Source organism: uncultured Pseudoflavonifractor sp. (genome assembly GCF_944387805.1).
GTDB lineage: Bacteria > Bacillota > Clostridia > Oscillospirales > Oscillospiraceae > Pseudoflavonifractor.
Map to the genome: position 1 here is coordinate 1 of NZ_CALXGI010000003.1, position 18981 is coordinate 18981.

Annotated in this window: 16 protein-coding genes; 12 read left to right on the plus strand and 4 right to left on the minus strand. The window is 61.0% G+C overall.

Annotated elements, in window-relative coordinates:
* Positions 1 to 110: 110 nt before the first annotated feature.
* The gene (locus Q0K06_RS01355; RefSeq protein ID WP_294547541.1) at positions 111 to 653 is read right to left on the minus strand and encodes an HD domain-containing protein; all 543 of its coding nucleotides are present in this window, start codon (positions 651 to 653) and stop codon (positions 111 to 113) included.
* A gap of 465 nt (positions 654 to 1118) precedes the next feature.
* On the opposite strand from Q0K06_RS01355, the gene Q0K06_RS01360 reads away from it, so the two are divergent.
* The 6 genes from Q0K06_RS01360 (at position 1119) to Q0K06_RS01385 (ending at position 7605) form a co-directional block, all read left to right on the plus strand.
* Positions 1119 to 2729 carry a CTP synthase gene (locus Q0K06_RS01360; RefSeq protein ID WP_294547542.1) on the plus strand — a complete coding sequence of 537 codons (1611 nt, stop codon included), beginning with the start codon at positions 1119 to 1121 and terminating at the stop codon, positions 2727 to 2729.
* Between the two features lie 201 nt (positions 2730 to 2930).
* Entirely contained in the window at positions 2931 to 3614 is a 684-nt protein-coding gene (locus Q0K06_RS01365) for a DUF2461 domain-containing protein (RefSeq protein WP_294547543.1), read from the plus strand.
* 79 nt (positions 3615 to 3693) lie between these two features.
* Positions 3694 to 4455, plus strand: coding sequence for a polysaccharide deacetylase family protein (locus tag Q0K06_RS01370; RefSeq protein WP_294547545.1), 762 nt, complete (start codon positions 3694 to 3696; stop codon positions 4453 to 4455).
* 208 nt (positions 4456 to 4663) lie between these two features.
* Positions 4664 to 5305, plus strand: a complete 642-nt coding sequence (locus tag Q0K06_RS01375) for a helix-turn-helix transcriptional regulator (protein WP_294547547.1) — start codon at positions 4664 to 4666, stop codon at positions 5303 to 5305.
* Positions 5306 to 5345: 40 nt separating this feature from the next.
* Entirely contained in the window at positions 5346 to 6764 is a 1419-nt protein-coding gene (locus tag Q0K06_RS01380) for a M20 family metallopeptidase (protein ID WP_294547549.1), read from the plus strand.
* A gap of 127 nt (positions 6765 to 6891) precedes the next feature.
* Entirely contained in the window at positions 6892 to 7605 is a 714-nt protein-coding gene (locus Q0K06_RS01385; RefSeq protein WP_294547551.1) for a hypothetical protein, read from the plus strand.
* A 104-nt stretch (positions 7606 to 7709) separates the two neighbouring features.
* Here the strand turns inward: Q0K06_RS01385 and Q0K06_RS01390 are convergent, their stop codons facing one another.
* From Q0K06_RS01390 to Q0K06_RS01400, 3 genes are all read right to left on the minus strand, one after another.
* Entirely contained in the window at positions 7710 to 8729 is a 1020-nt protein-coding gene (locus tag Q0K06_RS01390; RefSeq protein WP_294547553.1) for a hypothetical protein, read from the minus strand.
* Between the two features lie 18 nt (positions 8730 to 8747).
* Positions 8748 to 10190 (minus strand): MBOAT family O-acyltransferase, encoded by a 1443-nt coding sequence (locus Q0K06_RS01395; RefSeq protein ID WP_294547555.1) that lies wholly within the window; start codon positions 10188 to 10190, stop codon positions 8748 to 8750.
* A 99-nt stretch (positions 10191 to 10289) separates the two neighbouring features.
* Entirely contained in the window at positions 10290 to 11363 is a 1074-nt protein-coding gene (locus Q0K06_RS01400; RefSeq protein ID WP_294547557.1) for an acyltransferase, read from the minus strand.
* A gap of 204 nt (positions 11364 to 11567) precedes the next feature.
* Between Q0K06_RS01400 and Q0K06_RS01405 the strand changes: the two genes are divergently transcribed.
* From Q0K06_RS01405 to Q0K06_RS01430, 6 genes are all read left to right on the plus strand, one after another.
* On the plus strand, positions 11568 to 12107 hold the full coding sequence (locus tag Q0K06_RS01405; RefSeq protein ID WP_294547559.1) for a hypothetical protein: 540 nt from the start codon (positions 11568 to 11570) through the stop codon (positions 12105 to 12107).
* Positions 12108 to 12184: 77 nt separating this feature from the next.
* Positions 12185 to 12817 carry a single-stranded DNA-binding protein gene (locus Q0K06_RS01410; protein WP_294547561.1) on the plus strand — a complete coding sequence of 211 codons (633 nt, stop codon included), beginning with the start codon at positions 12185 to 12187 and terminating at the stop codon, positions 12815 to 12817.
* A 283-nt stretch (positions 12818 to 13100) separates the two neighbouring features.
* The gene (locus Q0K06_RS01415) at positions 13101 to 13295 is read left to right on the plus strand and encodes an alpha/beta-type small acid-soluble spore protein (protein WP_086005853.1); all 195 of its coding nucleotides are present in this window, start codon (positions 13101 to 13103) and stop codon (positions 13293 to 13295) included.
* A 341-nt stretch (positions 13296 to 13636) separates the two neighbouring features.
* Positions 13637 to 14398 (plus strand): LytTR family DNA-binding domain-containing protein, encoded by a 762-nt coding sequence (locus Q0K06_RS01420; RefSeq protein ID WP_294547566.1) that lies wholly within the window; start codon positions 13637 to 13639, stop codon positions 14396 to 14398.
* Positions 14392 to 15714 (plus strand): GHKL domain-containing protein, encoded by a 1323-nt coding sequence (locus tag Q0K06_RS01425; protein WP_294547568.1) that lies wholly within the window; start codon positions 14392 to 14394, stop codon positions 15712 to 15714. The genes Q0K06_RS01420 and Q0K06_RS01425 overlap by 7 nt, the downstream gene beginning before the upstream one ends.
* A gap of 285 nt (positions 15715 to 15999) precedes the next feature.
* A complete protein-coding gene (locus Q0K06_RS01430; protein WP_294547570.1) occupies positions 16000 to 18975 on the plus strand; it encodes a glycoside hydrolase family 3 protein in 2976 nt (991 codons plus the stop codon).
* The last annotated feature ends 6 nt before the right edge of the window (positions 18976 to 18981 follow it).

Consider the following 18981-nt stretch of genomic DNA (forward strand, 5'->3'; position numbering starts at 1 on the left):
CTTGATTTTGTGTTGCCTTTTTCGCTGCCTCCAAAACCTGAAATTTCTACTTGACTTTTGTTAGCAGGTCTTTCCATTTGGAAAAAGGGTACCACGCCCCGCGGGAGAAGTCAACCGGTCTTTGCGGGAGCAGAGGCGGGCTTGTCCTGGATATACGCCAGCCTGGGGGCGGGGAGCCGGCCGCCTCTGGTGAGAAGAGGCACCAGGCCCATCAGCTCAGCCAGGGCGCATAGCTTGTCCATGCAGCTGACCACAAGAGACTCCCAACAGCGGTAAAACCGGTTGAGAGGCAGGGGCCACATATGGGTGGCGATGATGTCCCGCTCGGTGTCGTTGAGGGCAAAGCGGTTCTGCGCGTTTTCCAGGGCGTAGAGAGGATGGTTGAAGGCGTGATCCCAGGCGGTGCGCAGGCTCCGGTCCTGCCAGTTGTAGAGAAACAGGTCGTGAAGCAGGCCGCCCCGGGCGGCCGAGCGGGCGTCCAGCCCCAGCGCCGCGCAGATGCGGAAGCTGGAATAGGCCACCAGGCAGCAGTGGTCATAAGTGCTTACCCCCTTGACGTGCTGGGGCAGGAAACGCATGGACTGTACGTCGGGGTGGCGTTCCAGATCGGCTACACAGGCCAGGTATTGGGCGGTATATTTGAAATTCCACATAGCGAGAGACTCCTTTTTTCTGTCTGTTTCAGTATATCCTCAGTATAGACCGGAAAGCGAAAGAGAGGCTTTGCTTCCCTTTACGATTTCCTTAAGACTTGCGCAAGAAGACATAAACAAAGCAGAGCCGGGTCCGTTGTGCCACGTCCGGCGCGGCACTGCCGTCAGGACGGCGTATGGTCCGGACAGAGGGCAAAGAAGAGAAAAATTCTGCCTGCCATCTTGACGGAGACAGGGGAGAGCGAGTAAAATAACATGTACCGGACGGGAGCGAACAGCCTGGGTACAGTGTACCAAGGCTGTTCTTGCTTTTTGTGCAAGTACAGGGGTTTGGGGCCTGAGGGGCCGGAAACCCTGAATGTTTTCCGGCTGCGGGAATAAAAGGCGGAAAATGAGAGGAAAAATGACAGAGGCAAGGGAGCCTTGGGACAATGGGGTCTCATCAATACGATGGGAGGAATAAACATGGCAGTAAAGTACATCTTTGTCACCGGCGGCGTGGTCTCCGGACTGGGCAAGGGCATCGCGGCAGCGTCTCTGGGGCGCCTGCTCAAGCAGCGGGGGCTGCGGGTGGCCCTTCAAAAGTTCGATCCCTATCTGAACGTGGACCCGGGCACCATGAACCCTTACCAGCACGGCGAGGTATTTGTTACCGACGATGGCGCTGAGACCGACCTGGATCTGGGGCACTACGAGCGATTTACCGATGAAAACCTTACCGTCAACTCCTCGGTCACCTCGGGCAAGGTGTACTGGACCGTGCTGAACCGGGAGCGGAGCGGAGACTACCTGGGCGGCACCATCCAGGTCATCCCCCATATCACCGATGAGATCAAGAACCGGATCTACCGGGTGGGCCGGTCCGGCGCAGTGGACGTGGTCATCACCGAAATTGGCGGCACTGTGGGCGACATTGAGTCCCAGCCCTTCCTGGAGGCTATCCGTCAGGTGGGCCAGGAGGTGGGCCGTCAGGATGTGATGTACCTCCATGTGTCCCTGATTGTTGCCATTCCGGGCACCGGGGAGCTCAAGAGCAAGCCCACCCAGCACTCGGTGAAGGAACTGCTGGGCCTGGGTATCCAGCCCGACGTGATCCTGGCCCGGAGCGACAGCCCGGTGCCCCGTGATCTGCAGGAGAAGATCGCCCTCTTCTGCAATATTGCCCCGGAGAATGTAATTCCCAACCTGACTGCCCCTATCCTCTATGAGGTGCCCCTTATGCTGGAGGCAGAGGGACTGGCCCGGGCTGTGTGCCGCCGGCTGGGCCTGACTGACATCACCCCCGACCTGGATGAGTGGCAGGCCATGGTGGAGCGGGCCAAGCACCCGGCGGGCACGGTGCGCATCGCGCTGGTGGGAAAGTATGTGGCCCTCCACGATGCGTACCTGTCGGTGGCCGAGGCCCTCACGCACGGCGGCATTGAAAACGATGTGAAGGTAGACATTAAGTGGGTGGACGCCGAGCTGGTTACCGATGAGAACGCGGCCAGCCTGCTGGAGGACTGCGACGGCATTCTGGTACCCGGCGGCTTCGGCAGCCGCGGCGTAGAGGGCAAGATCTCCGCCATCCGGTATGCCCGGGAGAACAATGTGCCCTTCCTGGGTATCTGCCTGGGCATGCAGATGGCAGTGGTTGAGTTTGCCCGCCATGTGGCCGGCCTTACGGGAGCCCACTCCGCCGAGCTGGACCCGGCCACCCCTTATCCGGTCATCGCCCTGATGGACGAACAGCGGAACGTGACCGAAAAGGGCGGCACCATGCGCCTGGGGGCATATCCCTGCCGCCTGACCCCGGAGGACACCAAAATCCGCAGGGCCTACGGCCAGGAGATGATTTCCGAGCGGCATCGCCACCGCTATGAGTTCAATAACGAGTACCGGGAGACGCTGACTGCCAAGGGACTGGTGCTCTCCGGAGTGTCTCCTGACGGCCGACTGGTGGAGACGGTGGAACTGACCGGCCACCCCTGGTTTGTGGGCGTGCAGTACCATCCTGAGTTCAAAAGCCGTCCCAACAAGGCGCACCCTCTGTTCCGGGACTTTGTGGCCGCGGCGAAAGAACGGAGAGAAGGCTGAGGTTCCGGCGCGGGACGGCTTATGTCAACCCCGAGCGGTTCCGGCAGAGCCGGGAGCGAGCGGGGACAAACAGGAGGCGGCGGGCCGCCTCCCGTCCCAACAGGGCGCACCCTCTGTTCCGGGACGTTGTAGCCGCGGCGAAAGAGAGCGCCATAATAAAATTATGTGACATGGATATACCCGAGAGAGAGGAGAACGCCTGTGTTCCAGGGCTTCAGCGACAAGACGATAGATTTTATGTGGGGCATCCGCTTCAACAACGAAAAGGCTTGGTTTGAGGCCCATAAGGAGGAGTACCTCACCTATTTTTACAATCCCATGCGGGAGCTGGGGCGGCAGGTATTTGAAAGCATGACACAGCGGCACGGGGACCTGGGCCTGGTGCTCAAGGTATCCCGCATCTACCGGGACGCCCGGCGGCTCTATGGCCGCGGACCCTACAAGGACCACCTGTGGCTGTCCATGGAACGCCCCGGCGGCGAGGCGTGGACGGGACGGCCCACATTCTGGTTTGAGCTGGCGCCGGAGTCCTGGAGCTACGGCCTGGGCTACTGGTGCGCCGGCGCGCTGACCATGGCCAAGTTCCGGGCCCGGCTGGACCGGGACCCCAAGCCCTTTGAAAAGCTGGCCCGGGCTTTCAGCAAGCAGAACACATTTGTACTGGAGGGCGAGGAGTACAAGCGGCCCAAGGGGCAGACCACCCCGCTGCTCGCGCCCTGGTACAACCGGAAGGGGCTGGTGCTCTCCCGGGAGTGTTCCAACGGCGGCGTACTCTTCACGCCGGAGCTGCCTGACGTACTGGTGGAGGGCTTTGACTGGCTGCTGCCCTACTACCGGTATTTCCTCACCCTGGAGGGGGACCCGGACCCCAGAGACGGGCAGTAAACAAGAAAAAATTGTATTACAAAAAAAGCCTGCCGCCGCACATACTGTCTCTGAACAGGACAGAGAGGCGGTGGACGGCATGGAAAACAGGCGGTATAGAAGGAAAATTGCTCTTTTAAGCGGCGCGGCGGTCCTGGCGCTGGCCCTTCTGGCGGGGGCGGCGCTGAGGGCCGCTTTGCCTGCCGCCGTTACGGCGGAGGGCGGCGCTGAGGTGCCGCTGCTGCCGGAGGATGGGGAAGAGAAGCTCATTGCCCTTACCTTTGACGACGGCCCCCGGCGCTCCACCACCACCGCCCTGCTGGACGGGCTGGCGGAGCGGGGAGTCCACGCCACTTTTTTTCTCATTGGGGCCCAGGTGGAGGGCAGCGAGGATGTGGTCCGCCGCATGGAGGCGGAGGGACACCAGGTAGGCATCCACACCTACGACCATGTAGCGCTCACCGGACTGAACCGGGCGGACTTTGACGCCCAGGTTGGCCGCACCCGGAACCTGCTGGAGGACGTGCTGGGCCATCGAGACTTCCTTCTCCGGCCACCCTATGGCATGACGGACGCCTCGGTGAAGGCGTGGGCGGAGTGTCCTATCATTATCTGGTCCATCGACCCGGAGGACTGGAGGGACCAGAACACTCCCCGCGAGGTGGAGGAGGTGGTGTCCCAGGCCAGGGATGGGGCCATTGTTCTGATGCACGATATTTTTCCCGCCTCGGTGGATGCAGCCCTCCAGATTGTAGACCGGCTCCACGGCCAGGGCTACCTCTTTGTCACAGTGGAGGAGCTGTTTGCCGCCCGACACATCCAGCTGGAGGCGGGGAAGAGTTACTCCAATGCCTATCCGTAAGCAAATTTTAACCTTTTCAGGCCTGACGCTGCCCTTTCAGGCGGCGCCGGGCCTGTTTCTGCATGAAAAATGGCGGATGTCCCGGGCAGAGCGGGAGGTGTCTGCAAATCCCTTGCTTTTTTTACCGGCCAGGGGTACAATATGGATACTTTAGCTGTAAAATGCGGCATAGTAAACCATGCCCAAAGCTGCGGAGGGAGGAACCGCAATGACGCGGGAAGAGGCTTTTGAATTTTTGGATCGGACGGCCCGGGGCATTGCCGAGATGTTCGGCAGCTCCTGTGAGACTCTGGTCCACGACATGGGGGACCCCACCCACCCCATTCTGTCCATCTACAACGGCCATATCTCCGGGCGGACCGTGGGGTCCACCATGGATATTCTGGGCACAGACCTGGCCCTGGACGAGACGGCTCTGGTGACCGACTTTGTCAATCTGTACGCCACCACTCCCAGCGGCCAGCAAATCAAGAGCAGCACCTTCCACCTTATCGGGGACGGATACAACCTGGCGCTGGGCATTAACTTCGACTACACCTCCCTGGTGTACGCCAACCGGATTCTGGTGGACCTGATGAGCGCCGAGGCAGACCTCCAGAGCGCCATGTGGCGGGGCGGAGACAGCCAGCTCTCCGCTATTTTCGACGAGTGCCTCAGCGTTGTGGGCAAGCCGGTATCCGCGCTGACCAAAAAGGACCGGATGAAGATTATCGCCCTGCTGGACCAGAAAAACGCCTTCTCCTTCCGCAAGTCCGTGCCCTTTGTGGCCCGGCGGCTCCAGGTGTCCCGGTATACGGTGTACAAATACCTGGGAGAGCTGACCGGCAGCGGAGAGGACGAGGAAAAATAGAAGCCATATCCGGCCCGGCCGGGAAGAAGGAGGAAAATTCATGATGAAATATGAGGACCAGATCCGTACCTATTTTGACGACCCTGCAAAACAGCGGGAACTGGTAGCGGCGGTGTGCCGGCTGGTGTCCGTCCGCAGCGTGAAGGGGGAGGCTCAGCCGGGCATGCCCTTTGGCGAGGGACCTGCCCGGGCGCTGGACGAGGCGTTAAAGCTGTGCGATGAGCTGGGCTTTGCCACCCGGAACCACGACGGCTATGTGGGCACCGCTGAGCTCAACGATAAAGACACCATTCTCCACATCCTGGCCCACATGGACGTGGTGGGCGAGGGCAAGGGCTGGGACACCGACCCCTATGGCCCTGTGGAGAAGGACGGCGTGCTCTACGGCCGGGGCGTGGCCGATGACAAGGGCCCTGCCGTGGCGGCGCTCTTTGCCATGAAGTGCGTGAAGGATCTGGGCCTGCCCCTGAGCCACTCCGCCCGCATGATTCTGGGCACAGACGAGGAATCCGGCTCCGAGGACATCGCCCACTACTACGCCACCGAGCCCTATGCCAAGTACACCTTCTCTCCCGACGCGGATTTCCCCGTCATCAACATTGAGAAGGGGCACTACCATCCTGATTTCGGCAGCACCTGGGCCAAGTCCGAGGCTCTGCCCCGGGTGACCGAGCTGAAGGGCGGCTTCCGCACCAACGTGGTGCCGCCGGAGGCCCAGGCCTTTGTGGCGGGCATGCTGGTGACCGATATCGGCCCCCACGTGGAGCATGTGAGCCGCGAAACGGAGGCGACCTTCACGCTGGAGGCGGAGGAGGGAGGCACCCGTGTCCTCTGTGCGGGCAAGAACGCTCACGCAGCCAGCCCGGACGGCGGCAACAACGCCATCACCGCCCTGCTGACCCTGCTCTCCCACCTCCAGCTGGCAGACTGCGGCAGCACCGCCGCCATCAAATCCATGCACCAGCTCTTCCCCCACGGGGACACCAGAGGCAAGGCCCTGGGCATCGCCCAGGCCGATGACCTGTCCGGCCCTCTGACCCTGAACCTAGCCCTTATGACCCTGGATGAGACCGGCTTCAGCGCCAAGTTTGACGTGCGCTTCCCCATCTGCGCCAACGAGGACAACTGCAGAAAGGCCTGCGAGGCATCCTTTGCCGCCCACGGCATTGCCGTCACCGGCGACGGAGATATGACCAGCGTCCACCACACCGACGCAAACTCCCCTTTCGTCCGCACCCTGCTTGCCTGCTATGAGAACTACACCGGCGTAAAGGACGCCAGGCCCCTGGCCATCGGCGGCGGCACCTATGTCCACGATATTCCCGGCGGTGTTGCCTTCGGCTGTGAACTGCCCGGCTCCGATCCCCGGATGCACGGCCCCAACGAGCGCATCCCTGTGGCCGACCTGGTGCTCTCAGCTCAGATCTTTGCCCAGGCCATCGCGGAGCTGTGCGGCTGAGCGGCCATCTCAACAGTGAAGAACCAATTTCCATGTCCCTAAGCATGGACAGAACGGGGGATCCGGCCTGACGAAAGCGCCGGAGTATCCCACGGGATTGCCCTATACAGAGAATGGAGGAACTAAAATGAAGAAACTGCGCAAACTCACACTGCTCACCCTGTCCCTGGCCATGGTCCTGTGCCTGGCCGCCTGCAATCTTTTCGGCGTCGGAGGTGTTACCAAGCAGGATGCGGTGGACTACGTCAAAGCCCAGATGGACGTAATCTACAAGGGAGAGAATCAGGGCTATCTGGACCTGGTGGCCGACGCCAGCGAGGAGGAGTGTGAGCAGGCCCACGAGGACAAGATGACCACCGAGGCACAGTATCTGATGAGCCTTCTGGGCATCGAGTATCCCAGCGACGAGCTGACCGCCCGCTTTGCCGACCTCTACCGGCAGATCTTTGCCAAGGCGGACTACACTGTCCAGGAGGCCAGCAAGCTGGACGACGGCAGCTACTCCGTCAAGGTAGTGGTGCGGCCCATCGACATCATCGACCAGCTCAATAGTGCCTGGTATGACTTCAGCGAGGAGTTTGAGGCCAAGTATGCCGACGTGGATCCCAATGCCATGACCGACGCCGAGTGGGAGGACTGGTATGTGAATACCTATGACGCCGACTATGGCCAGAGCCTGGCCGCCCTGCTGGAGTCCCTGATTCCCTCCCTGGGCTACATGGAGGAGACCTCTATTCTGGTGCAGGTTCAGCCCGACGAGGACGGCTATTACTACCTAAGCGAGGATGACTTCGCCAATCTGGACTGGCTGGTAGTCGACTACAACAGCCTGGGAACCTAAAAGAGAAAAAAACGCCGCGCTGTTTCTGAAGAAACAGCGCGGCGTTTTTGCATGCTCAGATGGCACGGCGCCGAATTTGTTCCGGCAGCTATACGAAGAGGATATTATTGCGCCAGATAGTCCTTCCACCACTGGGCCGATTCCTGCCAGTGAGCGGTGTTGTCGGCGGCCTGTTCTCTGGGGACCAGGCCTACCTCTTCGCTCAGGAATTCCCCCAGCCAGGCGGAAAAGACGGCCGCGCCGTCCTGGTTCAGGTGACCGCCGTCATAGAGATGAGCGGTGGGCACCAGCCCAATCTCCTCAAACATCTCGCTCCAGTTGCAGAAGATCACGTTTTCGTCCAGGGCCAGAATCTCCTGCCCGATGCGCTCATAGGTCTCCTGAGTACAGCGGGTGTAGGTAGGGTTAAAGGTGATGATAGGAGTGGCCCCGTGCTCCTCGCACAGGTCCAGAATTTTTCTCAGCCAGGACAGATTGGCTGCGTAGTCCTCGTCGGACACTTCCCGGTCGGCCACGTAGGGCTCAACGCCCACGCCCTCCTTCACCTCGTCAATGGCGGTGAAGCCCTTCAGGTAGTCCCGCTGGATGGGAAACAGAGCCCGCTTGATGTCGGCCGGACGGATCTCCGGCCAGCGGCCGTGGTAGAACCACAGGTCAAAGAGGAGCCCGGTGCGCAGGTCCGGCTCGGCGGCGGTGAAAATGGCCCCCAGCTTGTTGGGGGAGAAGGGCATCAGATCGATATTGAGCTGGGTGTAGTTCTGGTACTGGGCGAAAAAAAGGGAGGTGGCCTCCAGCACCACGGCGGAGGGGGATTGGGTCTGAAAGGCCTCCTTCAGGTACCAGTAGGTGATGGACAGCGTCTGTTCCGAACCCGCCATCACATATCCTGTCAGGCCGGAGCTGTCATAGACGATGGACGGGTTGAAGTCGCAGTAGGCGTAGGAACTGCCCAAGTAGATGACGTCCAGGCTGTCCTCCGGCTCGGCCCGGAAGGCGCTCCAGGTGGAGCCGTAGTCCGTGTGGGCGGGGCGGAGCACGTCGGAGACAAAGTTGAGCAGCAGGGCGGTGATGAGCAGGAAAACCGCGGCCAGCGGCAGTTCCCTGCGGAGAAAACGAGATTTCAAGCCGGGTCCTCCTTCCGGTCAGAAGCTGAAGCCATAGATAAAGGACTGGGCGTCATACCCGGCGCCGTAGCTGCCCAGCACCACGCAGGAGAAGAGCAGGAACCACAGCACCAGCCACCGCACCAGCCGGGGGGCGGAGAGGTAGTCGGCGGTGATGTCATGGTTCACCGACCGCAGGTCCACGGCCAGCAGCACCACAAGGCCGAAGAGGGCCGCCAGCAGCTCCCAGCGGTCCAGACCCATGCTGGTAAAGACCCACAGAGGACCGTGGAGCATGCCGGAGAGCATATCCAGTCCGGTGGATACCGACCCGGCCTTGAAGAACACGAAGGCCGCCGTGGCCAGCAGGAAGGTGCAGAAAATCTGCCACAGCCGCAGGGGCCAGCCGTCCTCCTTCAGACGGAGGACGCTGTGGAGGCGTCCCCGAAGGGGGGCGGTGACGCCTCCAATGACCTGGTACAGGCCGTTGAGCAATCCCCATACCACAAAGGTCATGGCCGCGCCGTGCCAAAGTCCGCTGACGGCAAAGACGATGAGCACGTTCAGGTACTTCCGCACCGTGCCCTTCCGGGAGCCGCCCAGAGGGATGTAGAGGTAATCCCGGAACCAGAAGGACAGGGACATGTGCCACCGCCGCCAGAATTCCGCGATGGAACGGGAAAAGAAGGGGATGCGGAAGTTCTCCATCAGGGTGAAGCCCATGGCCCGGGCGGTGCCAAGGGCCATGTCGGAGTAGGAGGAGAAGTCGCAGTAGAGCTGAAGGGAGAAGGCCACGGCGGCCCCCGCCAGCTGAAGGGCGCCGAAATCCTGGGGGGCGGAAAAGACGGTGTTCACCAGCACAGCCAGCCGGTCGGCCAGCACCAGCTTCTTGAACGCGCCCCACAGAAACCGGAACAGCCCGGCCCGGAACTCGTCCCAGTCAAACCGGTGCTCCACCTTGAACTGGGGCAGCAGCTGGTCCGCCCGGTCAATGGGGCCGGAGACGATGTGGGGGAAGAAGGAGAGAAACAGGGCGTAGAGCAGCAGATTGCGCTCTGCCGGCACCTTGTCCCGGTACACGTCGATGACATACCCCATGGCCTGAAACAGGTAGAAGGAGATGCCCACGGGCAGCAGAATGTCCAGCACCGGCGTGGAGAAGGAGAAGCCCAGAAGGTTCAATCCCCTGCCAACCAGGGACAGGGCAAAGTTCAGGTATTTGAACACAAAGAGCAGCAGGCCCAGTATCACCAGGCAGGACGCCAGCGCTCCCTTGCGTCTGCTTCGCTCCAGCAGCCGCCCGGTCAGGTAGGAGGCCGCAATGGTGAAGAGCAGAAAGGTGAGGTAGATGGGCTTGGCGCACAGGTAGAAGAACCAGCTGGCCAGCAGCAACCAAGGGTTGCGGGCCCGCTGGGGCAGCAGGAAAAAGACCAGCGCCGTCACGGGGAAGAAGCAGAAGAACTGCGGCGTGAGGAAGGTCACGGAGTCACCGCCTTTTCAGAAAGCATATGAGAGCAAATGGCTGCCGGTGCGTCAATAGCATGCCGGCAGCCATTATTTTAGCCGATACGGCGGGGAAAGTCAATTTACCGGCGCGCCTCTGCCTGCCCTGAGGCGGCCGATGACACGCCCGCCGGCCCGGAAGAGCAGGCTGCGCACATAGTCCGCGCCGATGCCCACGGCGAAGATGGCCAGGCCGACGGTCAGAGCGCCTGCCAGGCACAGGGGCGTGGAGAACTGGGCCAGAAAGGCTGCCCGGCCCGAGAGCAGGTGGGACCACACCAGCGGATGGGCGTGGAGCAGGTACACGCCGAAGGACAAGGGAGCGCAGAAAGACATAACCCGGGCCGCCGGAGCGGGCAGAGAGGGCAGGCGGAACAGGGCCAGAAACAGGCACAGTGCGGCCAGAAGAACGAGGGGGGAGGTATAGGACAGGAGGGTTCCCCACTTGAAGAAGGCGCCGGGCTGGGACACGCCGAAGGTCTTGCCCGCCAGGGCCAGCAGGGAGAAGCCGGCGTACCCGGCCAGCAGCAGCCAGGGCCGGGGCAGCCGGGCAGGGGGATGGAGCCGCAGACAGCCGCCCAGCAGGTAGAGCACCGCCAGCCAGGCTACGCTGTACCCGCCGCGGGTGGAGAAAATCTCCTCCGGGGAGATGAAATCGGCCAGGGAAAAGACGGCGATCAGCGCCAGAACCAGCCGTTTGGCGGCGGCGGGGGACAGGGCGGCGAGGGCGCTGTCCAGGAAGGGCATCAGCAGGAAGAGGGCGAAGTAGGCGCTGAAATACCAGTAGGTGCCGTTGAGCACCGGGAAGAGGGGCGCGATCATGTCCCGCACCCGGAGGGAGCCGGGGTCCAGAAGGCCGAACAGCACCGTGAGCGCGGCGGAGTAGAAGGCGGCCTGGAGCCAGAGGGAGCCCAGCCGGGAGAGAGGGTGCTTCCGCCCCACGCCCAGGTAGCCGCTGAGCAGGCCGTAGCAGTTCACCGCGCAGGAGCACAGGGCCTCCAGCCCCCAGAGGGCCCACCAGCGAAGGGAGCCGGCGGGCAGGGCGGCGAGCAGGCCGCCTGCACCGCAGACGTGGAGCAGGACCACCATCAGCATGGAGCCGTTGCGCAGAACGTCCAGGCCGGAGAGCCGGGGGTATGCAGATTGAGACAAGGATATCGCCTCCCTTGGATATGTCTGACAGATTCTCTGAGAGCTGTTGTATTCAGCATAAGGAGGGCGGGGAAGAATGTCAAGTCCCAGCTCCTTTTGGGCGTCCGAACACCAAAGATTTATCTTATTTTAATAAAATCTCCATGGAAGAAATAAGGATGCTCTGATATGCTTTGACTGCACAATGGCAAAGGAGGACATTCCATGGAACTGCTGCTCAATATCCTGTTTGTGATTCTCTCCCTGCTGGCCGCGGCGGCGGTGGGCATAATGATTTTCTTTAAGCTGACCATCAGCCTTCGGGACAGCCGCCGCCAATGGGCGGAAAAACAGCTGGGACAGGGAAACCGAAAGGCCCTGCTCCTGTATCAGCCCTCCAATGCCAAGCGCAATGTGCCCCAGGCGGAGGCCCTGGCCGCCCGGCTGGCAGAGATGGGCTATGCCGTAACGGTAAACTGCCCTTCCGAGGATTTGCCCTATTCCCCGGGAGACTACGACCTGCTGGTGTTCGGCAGCCCGGTCTACCTGGGGGAGGTTGCCCGGCCTCTGCGGCGGTATCTGGAGACCCACCCCTTTACCGGAAAGCAGGTGCTGCTGTATGTAGACGGGCTGGATCTGGAGCACGCCCCGGAACTGGAGACGCTGAAAGGGCTGGTACCCGCCGGCAATGAGCTCCATGCCATAAAGGTACCCCCCCGGGATCAGGAGAAGCTGCTGGCCTTTGCTTCGGAGCATGGGGGCTGAAGGCGTGGTCATAGTGGGGGACAAACCTGCATATATATCTCACATCCTGAGAAAATGACACGGGAGTGTGGATTGGTATGCAGACAGACTGGAACGAAAACCATGCCCTTCTGCGGGGTGAGGCGGCGGCGGCGCCTGTGGTCTCCCATGAAAACCGGGGGGTTACTTACTGGACCTTTCCCCTGCGGGTGGAGCGGCTGTCCGGAGCGGAGGACCAGCTCAATGTGGTGCTCTCCGCCGGACAGCTGGAGCGCTGCCCGGTAGCGCCGGGCGCGGAGGTGGAGATTGAGGGGGAGGTTCGATCCTTCAACAACAAGAGCGGCCGGGGCAGCCGGCTGGTCATCACGCTCTTTGCCCGCAGCGTGCGCCCGGCGGAGGGAGAACACGCCAACGACCTGTTCCTGGCCGGAGTGCTGTGCAAGCCTCCGGTGCTCCGCCGCACCCCATTGGGCCGGGATATCTGCGACCTGATGCTGGCGGTAAACCGCCGGTACGGCCGGGCGGACTATCTGCCCTGTATTGTGTGGGGGTCCCTGGCTCAGCGCTGCGCCTCCCTCGGCGTGGGGGACGGCGTGCGGCTGGAGGGCCGGCTCCAGAGCCGGCAGTACATCAAGGTGGAAAACGGACAGAACCTGACCCGCACCGCCTTTGAGGTGTCGGTGATGAAGCTGGAGCCGGTAGGGGCGGACATTATGCCGGAGCAGGCCTGACGGAGACGGACGGAACCCCGGCCGCCATGGCGCCCGGCCACCGCGAAGGCTGCAAAGGGCTGCCCGAGCCGCAGGCACTCCGCCGCCCCGGACTAGGCCGGGAAAAGCGCCGTGCGGGTGTCTTTTCCGTAATTGCAGCAGTGCACATGGAAACGGGAACTTTTATGACATTTTGACTGCAAAAATTTGGCGCGGACGGCGGCGAATATAAAAATCGCACGGGGCAAAGCTATGTTCGGATTCTCAATCCAACAAAATTAAAACACAAGGAGATGCACAAGCTATGACCAGTTCCAATAAGGCTGTTGTCCCCAGCGCCCGCGAGGCTCTCAACAAGTTCAAGATGGAAGCCGCCTCCGAGGTGGGCGTCAACCTGAAGCAGGGCTATAACGGCGACCTGACCTCCCGTGAGGCCGGCTCCGTGGGCGGCCAGATGGTCAAGAAGATGATTCAGGCCTACGAGAACGGCATGCAGTAACTCCACTCTCTTTGGAGCGGAAGCGCTTGCGAGAGGCTCTGAAACAGGCGGGGCGCGCGGTGTATACCGTGCGCCCCGCCTGTTTTTCGGGTTTGCTGCACTGGTGCGGAGGCCAGGCTCGGGTTCTCGTCATCATATCGGGATTTCGGCCGAAGAGGGAGGAAAAGGACATTGATATCTTGCGTAAAAAAGTGGAAAACACGCCTTGCTTTGACGAAAGTGACAAAGAAAGTTGACGGAATATAGGCTTTAGTATATTATAATATCTAATATGAACGGATTCTGAGGCGGCTTTGCTATGAGGCGGCCTCTCCGACACAAGGCATATTGGGGGGCTCCCTGTGGTAAGAATTGGGATTGTGGATGATGAAAAGGAGTCCAGAGAACAGCTGCTGTCTGAGATTAGACGGTTTGAAGCGGAATACCGGATGGAGTTCGCGGTGCAGGAGTATGACAGCGCCCGCGCCTATCTGTCCGACCCGCACAGCGGCTGCGACATTCTATATCTGGATATCGATATGCCTGAAATGACAGGGATGGAGCTGGCAGAGCGCATCCGGGAGACCGACGGGGAGATCATTCTGATTTTCTGCACCAACCTGCAGCAGTTTGCGCTGAATGGGTACAGTGTCTCCGCGCTGGGCTTTCTGGTAAAGCCGGTGCAATGGTACTCCCACCGGCTGTACCTGGAGCGGGCGCTGAAGGTGCTCGAGAAACGGGCCCAGCGGGCCAATACGCCGGAGAAGCGGCGAATCGTAATCAGAGATGGAGCGGTCTCGAAGGTGGTGGACGCAGCATCCATCCGGTATGTGGAGGTCCAGCAGCACTATCTTTTTTACCACATACAGGAGGAGCAGGATGGGCGGGATACTGTGGTCAAGACCCGTGGAACCATGCAGGAAGCTACCGATTTGCTGGTTCCCCGGGGATTTGTACGGTGCAGCTCCAGCTTTCTGGTGAATTTGGAGCATATCACGGCGGTAAGCCGCATGAATGTCTACCTGGGAGAGGAAGCCCTGCCCCTGGGGAGGACGTATAAAGATGCATTTACCAGGGATTTTTCCCGATTTTTGGCCCAAAAGGGGTGGGGTGATCCGTGCTGATTCTGAATTTCATCTTACGCTGGCAGATTGAAGTGGGCATGCTGGGGGCAGCCTGCCTGTTTGTGCCCTGGAACCGGCGCAGGCCCTGTTTTCTTCTCCGCATTGCGCTGGGCGTGGTCCTTATGTTCGCAATTTCCTGCCTGGAGTCTGCCGTTACGGATGGGACATGGACGAGCACGCTGCCCGCCTATGTCATATCCCTGCTGCTGGATACGGCTCTTCTGGTCCTTCTAATCTGGCAGAGCTTTGAGTGCAGCCCCATCCACGCCGTGTTCTCCGCCACCTGCGCCTATGCGGTGCAGCACATCGCCAGCAAGCTGGCCTATATGGGGGCGATGCCGCTGATCTGCCGGGGCATGCTGAAGTCGTGGCACATCCTCCTTTTCCTGCTGCTGGCCAACGCTCTGGTGTGCGTGCCCATCTTCCTGGGGTTTACCCGCCGTTTTTTCAAAGAGGGGCAGCTCATGTTTGACCGGCGCAAGACGGTGATCTACTCCGGGCTGTTTCTCTTTGTGGCAGTCTATCTCAGCTCTCTGCTGGAGAATAACCTGGACGCGGCCGCCCCTACCTATCTCACCAGTTACCTGGCGCTCAATGCCTTCTGCGTCCTCTTTGGCGTGGCTGTACTGTCCATGGAGTTTTCAAATTGCAGCATAAAGCGGCTGGAGAGCGAGAATATGATACTGGAACAGATGCTGGAGAACGACAGGCAGCAGTATGAGCTGGCCAAGCAGGAGATGGAGAAGATCAACATCCGCTATCACGACCTCAAGCAGCAGTATTCCCGGGCCCCGGACGAGGAGCGGGCCAGGCTGGAGCAGGAGATGGAGGCCATCCGGCTGCGCTATTATACGGGGAACAAGGCCCTGGACATTGTCCTCACCCAGAAATCCGGCCTGTGTGAGCAGGCGGGCATTCAGCTGGTGTGCTCGGTAGACGGCAGCTGCCTGTCCGGCATGACCCACTATCACATCTACTCCATGCTGGGCAACGCCATTGACAACGCCATGGAGTGCCTGGCCAAGGTAGAGGACCGGGAGAAGAAGGTAATCAACCTCTCCATCTGCCGCCGGGCGGACATGGCGGTTATCTGCGTAGAGAACTACACGCCCGCTCCTCCGGTGGTGCGGGACGGCGCGCTGGTCACCACCAAACAGGATGCGGGCTCTCACGGCTATGGCACAAAGAGCATTAAAAATATTGCGGAGCTGTATGGCGGGACTGCCGATTACTTCGTGGAGGATGAAGTTTTTTGCTTACTTATTACAATCCCGTGCGCGGGAACGGCCGCCCGATCTGACCGTGCAGCAGGCTAAATTCTCATTTTAAGATGGATATCCCCTCATGAAAATGGGGGGATATTTTTTTTAGCGTGGTAGATTGCGACGCATTTTTTGACAATGGTGCCAGAGCAATTGACGCTCCCGAAATATCTCAATATCATGAGCTTATCAAGGCAAAGAGAGGAAGCGTTTCCGACCCGGCCGCGCCCCGCAAGAGGCACGGCCGCCCTGGACCGGAACCCTCCGAAAACGGGCGGTGCACAGCCCGCTTTCAGAGGGGTTCGGTCGTGTTCCAAACGTGTTAAGGAGGTCAAATTGATGGCACGAAAGGCAACCACAAAAAAGTCCCAGCGCTGGCTCGGACTGGCTGGTGCAGCAGTCCTGATCGCAAACCTTACTTTGACCGGGACTGCCGTCGCGTTTCAGCAGGAGGGCGAGATTAACCACGCGCTGGGCATCGAGGGCTCCGGCGCCACCTATGGCGGCACAGAGTTCACTGCCGACGGAAGCCTGTCGGACGAGGGCTATGCAAAGTATATTGAAGCGGCCTACGATTTCTGCGAGCAGGAGGAGGCAGAGGGCAGCGTCCTGCTCTATAACAAGGACAACGCTCTGCCCCTGTCGGAGGATGAGCGGAACGTAACCGCCTTTGGCCGGGGCAGTGTGGACCCCGTGTTCCGGAGCACCGCCGGCGGATCCTCCACCAACAAGGAGTATCAGCAGACTCCGGTGGACGCCCTGAAGGGCGCCGGCTTCAACGTCAACCAGACGGTGCTGGACGCCTACGCCTCTGCCGCCGACCCCGGCGCCCGCAGCGTTTCCCACGTGGGCGAGTACGACCCCGCCGTCTACACGGACAGCGTTCAGGCTTCCTTTGATGATTACAGCGATGTGGCCTTTGTCACCCTCTCCCGCTTCGCCACCGAGGGCAACGACCTGGCCATGGTCAACGACAAGGGCGCCCGGATGCTGGAGCTGGACGAGGACGAGCGGGCCATCTTCCAGATGATCAAGGACTCCGGCAAGTTTGACAAGGTCGTGGTGCTCCTCAACTCCGTGTTTGCCATGGAGCTGGACTGGCTGGAGGAGTATGACGTGGACGCGGTGCTGTGGGTGGGCAACCCCGGCTTCTACGGCATGCCCGGCGCCATCCGGGTCGTCACCGGTGAGGTCAACCCCTCCGGCCACACGGTGGACACCTTTGCCGCCAACTCCCTGTCCGCCCCCTCCGCCGAGAACTTCGGTCTGCATGCCTACGACTATGGCAGCAGGACGCCCCGGGCGGCCGGCGACAGCTTCGTGACCTACAACGAGGGCATTTACGTGGGCTACAAGTACTACGAGACCCGGTATGAGGACACCATTCTGGGCCAGGGCAACGCCGGGTCCCCGGTGGGCGCCAAGGCGTCCACCGACGGCTGGGACTACGCCGAGGAGGTCTGCTTCCCCTTCGGCTTCGGCCTAAGCTACACCACCTACGAGTACACCATGGACAGCCTGGAGTATGACGCCGCCGCCGACACCTTCACCGCCACCGTCACCGTGGCCAACACCGGCGGCATGGACGGCAAGGCCAGCGTCCAGCTCTACTTCCAGAGCCCCTACACCGACTACGATAAGGAAAACGGCGTGGAGAAGGCCTCCATCCAGCTCCTGGCCTACGACAAAGTGGACGTGGCGGCTGGCGCCTCCGAGACCGTCACCCTGGAGGTGCCCGGCTACTTCCTGGCCGCCTATGACGCCAACAACGCCAAGGGCTATATCCTGGACGCCGGCGACTACTACTTCGCCGTGGGCAACGGCGCCCATGAGGCCCTGAACAATGTTCTGGCCCTCAAGTGCGGCGACGCGGTCAGCGGCAAGCTGGTGGACCACGACGGCAACGTGGTGACCGGCAACACCGCCGCGGCTGCCAAGTGGACCTCCACCAACTCCACCGTGGACACGGAGAAGTACCGCCAGTCCCGCTATGACAGCAGCGTTACTGTCACCAACACCTTTGACGACGCCGACATCAACTACTGGGTCAACGACGATGAGAAGGTCACCTACCTCTCCCGCAGCGCCTGGGACACCACCTATCCCCAGACCGTGGAGACCATCACGGTGAACGACAAGCTCTACGACGGGCTCAACATGCAGTTCTATACCAAGGCCGCCGACGCCAAGAGCGTTTCTGACTTCCGGCTGGGCGTGACACTGGATGAGAAGATTGACTTCATCGACATGAAGGGCGTGGACTTTGACGACCCCAAGTGGGACGACTTCCTCTCCCAGCTGACCCTCAGCGACCTGCTTATCAACATGGGCGACTCCAAGGGCATCAAGGCCGTGAAGGCGGTCAACAAGCCCGGCTGCACCATCGTGGACGGCCCCGAGGGCATGAACGGCCAGTTCAAGTACGGCGACCGCCGCAACTGCACCGGCTGGGCCACCCTGCCCATCGTAGCGGCCTCCTGGGACCACGACCTGCAGTACCGCTTCGGCCAGATGTACGGCGAGGACGCTCTGTACGCCTCCATCCCCATTGCCTACGCCCCCGGCTGCGACATCCACCGCTCCCCCTACTCCGGCCGCAGCTCCGAGTACTTCTCCGAGGACGGGATGCTCACCTACTACGCCGCCGCCAATGTCTCTGAGGGCATGCGCAGCAAGGGCCTGATCGGCACCATCAAGCACTTCTTCCTCAACGAGCAGGAGGCCGGCCGGCAGGGTATCTCCACCTTCGCCAACGAGCAGTCCATCCGCGAGATCTATATGCGGGCTTTTGAAGGCTCCCTGTCCAGCAGCGGCGGGCAGGACGGCAGCAAATCTCTGGGTGTGATGACCGCCTACAACCGCATCGGCGTGATGTATGCCGCGGCCAGCAAGGGCATTGAGCACATCCTGCGGGACGAGTGGAACTACGGCGGCTACATCATCGACGACGCCCTGACCGCCTCGGAGTACTCCTCCGCCCCTGAGATGCTCATGGCGGGCAACAACATCTTCTGCCTGGACACTGCCCGTCCCACTCAGATTGAGGAGCTGATTACCTCCACAGACGACGGCGACCTGCTGGAGAAGGTGCTGGAATCCAACCACTATCTCTACTATATCATGCTCCAGTCCTCCATGGGCAACGCCTCTGCCGAGGACCTGGTGGTGAGCGACGCGATGCCCTGGTGGCAGATGACGCTGATTGCGGTGGACGTGGTGTTCTGCGTGCTGGCCGCCGCCGCCATCGTCATGTATGTGCTGCATACCTATACCGATGTATTTTCCAACCGGAAAAAATCGGCCGGGCGTAATTGACGGAGG

What these genes read in the sequence shown, in the direction of transcription:
- Q0K06_RS01380 (WP_294547549.1), top strand. Translation starts at nt 5,346, where the DNA reads ATGATGAAATATGAGGACCAGATCCGTACCTATTTTGACGACCCTGCA.
- Q0K06_RS01375 (WP_294547547.1), top strand. Translation starts at nt 4,664, where the DNA reads ATGACGCGGGAAGAGGCTTTTGAATTTTTGGATCGGACGGCCCGGGGC.
- Q0K06_RS01360 (WP_294547542.1), top strand. Translation starts at nt 1,119, where the DNA reads ATGGCAGTAAAGTACATCTTTGTCACCGGCGGCGTGGTCTCCGGACTG.
- Q0K06_RS01355 (WP_294547541.1), bottom strand. Translation starts at nt 653, where the DNA reads ATGTGGAATTTCAAATATACCGCCCAATACCTGGCCTGTGTAGCCGAT.
- Q0K06_RS01370 (WP_294547545.1), top strand. Translation starts at nt 3,694, where the DNA reads ATGGAAAACAGGCGGTATAGAAGGAAAATTGCTCTTTTAAGCGGCGCG.
- Q0K06_RS01430 (WP_294547570.1), top strand. Translation starts at nt 16,000, where the DNA reads ATGGCACGAAAGGCAACCACAAAAAAGTCCCAGCGCTGGCTCGGACTG.
- Q0K06_RS01410 (WP_294547561.1), top strand. Translation starts at nt 12,185, where the DNA reads ATGCAGACAGACTGGAACGAAAACCATGCCCTTCTGCGGGGTGAGGCG.
- Q0K06_RS01415 (WP_086005853.1), top strand. Translation starts at nt 13,101, where the DNA reads ATGACCAGTTCCAATAAGGCTGTTGTCCCCAGCGCCCGCGAGGCTCTC.
- Q0K06_RS01405 (WP_294547559.1), top strand. Translation starts at nt 11,568, where the DNA reads ATGGAACTGCTGCTCAATATCCTGTTTGTGATTCTCTCCCTGCTGGCC.
- Q0K06_RS01385 (WP_294547551.1), top strand. Translation starts at nt 6,892, where the DNA reads ATGAAGAAACTGCGCAAACTCACACTGCTCACCCTGTCCCTGGCCATG.